General features: G+C 68.3%; 3 protein-coding genes and 2 pseudogenes. 4 read left to right on the top strand and 1 reads right to left on the bottom strand.

Annotated features, from left to right (window positions below; all coding sequences use genetic code 11):
* Positions 1–327: 327 nt before the first annotated feature.
* The 4 genes and pseudogenes from NI18_RS14875 (at position 328) to hslU (ending at position 3332) form a co-directional block, all read left to right on the top strand.
* Positions 328–864: a glycosyl hydrolase 108 family protein gene (locus NI18_RS14875; RefSeq protein WP_037530946.1), complete on the top strand. Its 537-nt coding sequence runs from the start codon at positions 328–330 to the stop codon at positions 862–864.
* A 68-nt stretch (positions 865–932) separates the two neighbouring features.
* Positions 933–1165 (top strand): annotated as a pseudogene (locus tag NI18_RS14870) (3TM-type holin); the annotation flags it as partial.
* Between the two features lie 188 nt (positions 1166–1353).
* A pseudogene (gene hslV, locus NI18_RS14865) lies at positions 1354–1919 on the top strand (ATP-dependent protease subunit HslV).
* A 117-nt stretch (positions 1920–2036) separates the two neighbouring features.
* The gene (gene hslU / locus NI18_RS14860) at positions 2037–3332 is read left to right on the top strand and encodes an ATP-dependent protease ATPase subunit HslU (protein ID WP_037530944.1); all 1296 of its coding nucleotides are present in this window, start codon (positions 2037–2039) and stop codon (positions 3330–3332) included.
* Between the two features lie 299 nt (positions 3333–3631).
* Here the strand turns inward: hslU and NI18_RS14855 are convergent, their stop codons facing one another.
* Positions 3632–3898, bottom strand: coding sequence for a hypothetical protein (locus tag NI18_RS14855; protein ID WP_037530941.1), 267 nt, complete (start codon positions 3896–3898; stop codon positions 3632–3634).
* Positions 3899–4016 lie beyond the last annotated feature (118 nt).

Here is a 4016-nt window from a genome sequence, read left to right as displayed (position 1 = left end):
TGCGGCGCGAGGCGGGGGTGGTGGCGGACGCGAACCGCGCGGCGTTCGGGCGGACCAAGGCGGAGCGTGCGCGGGGATGCTGAGGAGCGGGCGCGGGGGGGGAGCGGGTGCTGGATGGGGGCGCGGCTGGATGGGGGAGGAAAGCTCAGGTTTGGGGAGCGGGTTGCGGGGGTGATCAGGGGGGGGGTTGCTTGGCTCTGGATCCTGACTTTCGTCAGGATGACGGATGGGAGTGGGTGTTCGTCTTTTACCATTCGTGCCGCTGATCTTGCTTTTCGCTAACCTATATGGTTATAGGGTGTGCGGCGAATCGGGGGGGGTCGGGGGATGGAGATCGGTGGGCTGATCGAGGCGGTGATCGATCGTGAGGGCGGGTACGGCGATCATCCGGCGGATCGCGGGGGGGCGACGCGGTTCGGGATCACGCAGGCGGTGGCGCGGGCGCATGGGTTTGCGGGGGACATGCGGGTGTTTCCGCGGACGGCGGCGGTCGCGATCTATCGGCAGGCTTACTGGATTGACCCCGGATATGAGGGGGTTGGCCGGCTCGCGCCGGATATTGCGGGCGAATTGTTCGATACCGGGGTCAATATGGGGCCGGCGGTCGCGAGCGGGTTTCTGCAGCGGGCGCTCAACGCGCTCAATCGCGGGGCGAGCGATTATCCCGATCTCGTCGTCGATGGCCGGATCGGGCCGGGGACGCTGGCGGCGCTGGCGGGGTTCCTCAAGCGACGCGGGGCGGGGGGCGAGGCGGTGCTGCTGAAGGCGATCGAGGCACTGCAGGGCGAACGCTATGTCGCGCTGGCGGAGCGGCGGCCGGCGAACGAGGCGTTCCTTTATGGCTGGCTCGCGAACCGGGCCTGAGGCGGAAAGCGCCACTTTTCCAGGGGGGTGTCATGACGAGAGGCGTTGAGGAGGGGGCGGAGCTGCCCGCCGATCCGTGGGTGACGCGGGCGCGGCCGGGGTTCCTGTACGTGATGTACGCGTTGCTGCTGGGGGCGATCCCGGTCGGGCTGCTCGCGGCGGTGCGGCCGGCAGCGGCGCAGGCGATCGCGGGCGGCGTGGGGGCGTATCTGGGGGCGATCCCCCGAGCCGCTCTACGCGCTCTTCGGGACGGGGGTATCTGGGGTATACCGCGGCGCGTGAGTGGGGGAAGCGGCGGTGAGCGGGACTGGTATCGGAGCGGCGGGCGTGGCGTCGGGGGCTCTGGATCCTGACTTTCGTCAGGATGACGTAAAGGGGGAAGGTAACCGGGAAGCTGACAGGGAAGTCGAGCGGGAGGGTGAGGGGGTGGTGCAGGGGGTCGGTGCAGCGGACCGTTGCGTGGTCGAAAGCGCACCCTACATCGCGGTCATGAGTGCAAATGATCCCCACGCCATGCCGGTCTGGCACGGCACCACCATCCTTTCGGTCCGGCGCGGCGGCAAGGTCGTCGTGATCGGCGACGGCCAGGTCTCGATGGGCCAGACGGTCATGAAACCCAATGCGCGCAAGGTGCGGCGGCTCGGCGACGGGTCGGTGATCGGCGGGTTCGCCGGCGCGACCGCGGACGCCTTCACGCTGTTCGAACGGCTCGAACGCAAGCTGGAGCAGCATCAGGGGCAGTTGCTCCGTGCCGCGGTCGAGCTTGCCAAGGACTGGCGGACCGACAAGTTCCTGCGCAACCTCGAGGCGATGATGATCGTCGCGGACAAGGACGTGACGCTGATCCTGACGGGCAATGGCGATGTGCTCGAGCCCGAGAACGGCGTCGCGGCGATCGGATCGGGCGGCAACTATGCGCTCGCCGCGGCGCGCGCGCTGGTCGAGTATGAGAGCGATGCGAGGTGCTGTGCCGCAAGGCGATGGGAATCGCGTCAGAGCTCTGCGTGTACACCAATGACCGGCTGACCGTGGAGTCGATGGACTCGACCAGCTGATTTCGACGCCCCTCCCGTTCGGGGGAGGGGTCGGGTCGGGCTTCACCAGGCGCCCGTCCCGCGGATAGTCCCCACCCCCAACCCCTCCCCTGAAGGGAGGGGCGAAGAAGAGTGATCATGAACGACCAGCTTACCCCCAAGGCCATCGTGGCCGCGCTCGATGCGCATATCATCGGCCAGGCCGCGGCCAAGCGCGCGGTCGCGGTGGCGATGCGCAACCGGTGGCGGCGCCAGCAGCTCAGCGAGGATCTGCGCGACGAGGTGACGCCGAAGAACATCCTGATGATCGGGCCGACCGGCTGCGGCAAGACCGAGATCAGCCGGCGTCTGGCGAAGCTGGCCGATGCGCCGTTCGTCAAGGTCGAGGCGACCAAGTTCACCGAGGTCGGCTATGTCGGCCGCGACGTCGAGCAGATCGCGCGCGACCTGGTCGAGGAGGCGATCCGGCTGGAGAAGGAGCGCCGGCGGATCGCGGTGAAGGACAAGGCCGAGGAGGCGGCGATGGGCCGGCTGCTCGACGCGCTGGTCGGCAAGGATTCGAGCACCGCGACGCGCGAGAGCTTCAAGCAGCGGTTCCTCGACGGGCATCTGAACGCCGCCGAGGTCGAGATCGAGGTCGAGCAGGCGCCGACCACGCCGTTCGAGATCCCCGGCGGCGCGCCGCAGATGATAAACATCGGCGAGATGATGAAGTCGCTGGGCGGCGGGCAGCAATTGAAGCGCCGCAAGCTGACGGTGACCGCGGCGTGGGACAAGCTGGTCGAGGAAGAGGCCGACAAGCGGCTCGACCAGGACGAGGTGAGCCGCGTCGCGTTGGCGGATGCCGAGGCGAACGGAATCGTGTTCCTCGACGAGATCGACAAGATCGCGGTGTCGGACGGGCGCGGCGGATCGGTGAGCCGCGAGGGCGTGCAGCGCGACCTGCTGCCGCTGATCGAGGGGACGACGGTCGCGACCAAATACGGACCGATGAAGACGGACCATATTTTGTTCATCGCGAGCGGGGCGTTCCATGTCGCCAAGCCGAGCGATTTGCTGCCCGAGTTGCAGGGGCGTCTGCCGATCCGGGTCGAGCTGAAGGGCCTGACCGAGGGGGATTTCGTCGCGATCCTGTCGGACACCAAGGCGTCGCTGCCGCTGCAGTACAAGGCGCTGATCGCGACGGAAGGCGTCGAGATCCGCTTCACCGAGGACGGCATCGCCGCGGTCGCGCGGATCGCCGCCGAGGTGAATGCCGAGGTCGAGAATATCGGCGCGCGGCGGTTGCAGACGGTGATGGAGAAGCTGCTCGAGGATGTCAGCTACAATGCCGAGGATCGCGGCGGGTCCAGCGTGGTGATCGACGGGGCGTATGTCGACAGCCAGCTGAAGGAGATTGCGCGGAATACGGATCTCAGCCGGTTCGTGCTTTAGTCTGGGGGTTTTTCGGGTGCGTTCGGGGGCGGGGGTGCCATTGCGCTCCCCCGCTCCGTTCGTGCTGAGCGAAGTCGAAGCACTTGGGGCAGGCCCTTCGACTTCGCTCAGGGTGAACGGGTGGGGCGCAGGCGCCCCCTCTCTTCCGTCATCCTGGGCTTGACCCAGGATCCAGGGTTACGGGCGGGGTCGCTTTTGGCTCTGGATCCTGACTTTCGTCAGGATGACGCGGGGGGTGAGGTGGTGCGCGCACCACGGTCGTCAGCCTAGGGGAAGCGTGGTCCGCCGCGTGGCGGGCGCTACAGCACGACCGTCTGCGGTCGCGCGGCCTTCAGCGCGGCGAGGACCATGGTTTCCCAGATGGCGGGGTCGCCGGCGGCGGCCATGGTCTGGTCGGGTTCGCGCAAGGTGCGCAGGACCGCGAGCGCGTCGGGGAGATAGTCGGTCCAGGCGTCGTCGATCAGGCGCGACGCGGAGGCGGCGTCGCCGCCGGCATTGGCGCTGATCCGCTGGCCCGCCAGGACGCGGGCGATGCGTTCGGCGATCGGGGTATTCGAGACGTCCATCAGTCTTCTCCTCGCAGGTCTGCCTATAGCAAACCCGCGAGGCAAAGACATGGGGCCTTAGCGTGCCGAGCTGGGGCCGGCGCCGCGGCCCTGGCCGCCGGGGCGACCGCCACCGGCC

The sequence above is a fragment of the Sphingomonas sp. Ant20 genome (genome assembly GCF_000783375.1).
GTDB classification, from domain to species: Bacteria; Pseudomonadota; Alphaproteobacteria; order Sphingomonadales; family Sphingomonadaceae; genus Sphingomonas; species Sphingomonas aerolata.
The sequence above is the reverse complement of the archived record's forward strand: the minus strand, read 5'-3'. Positions and strand labels throughout refer to the sequence as shown.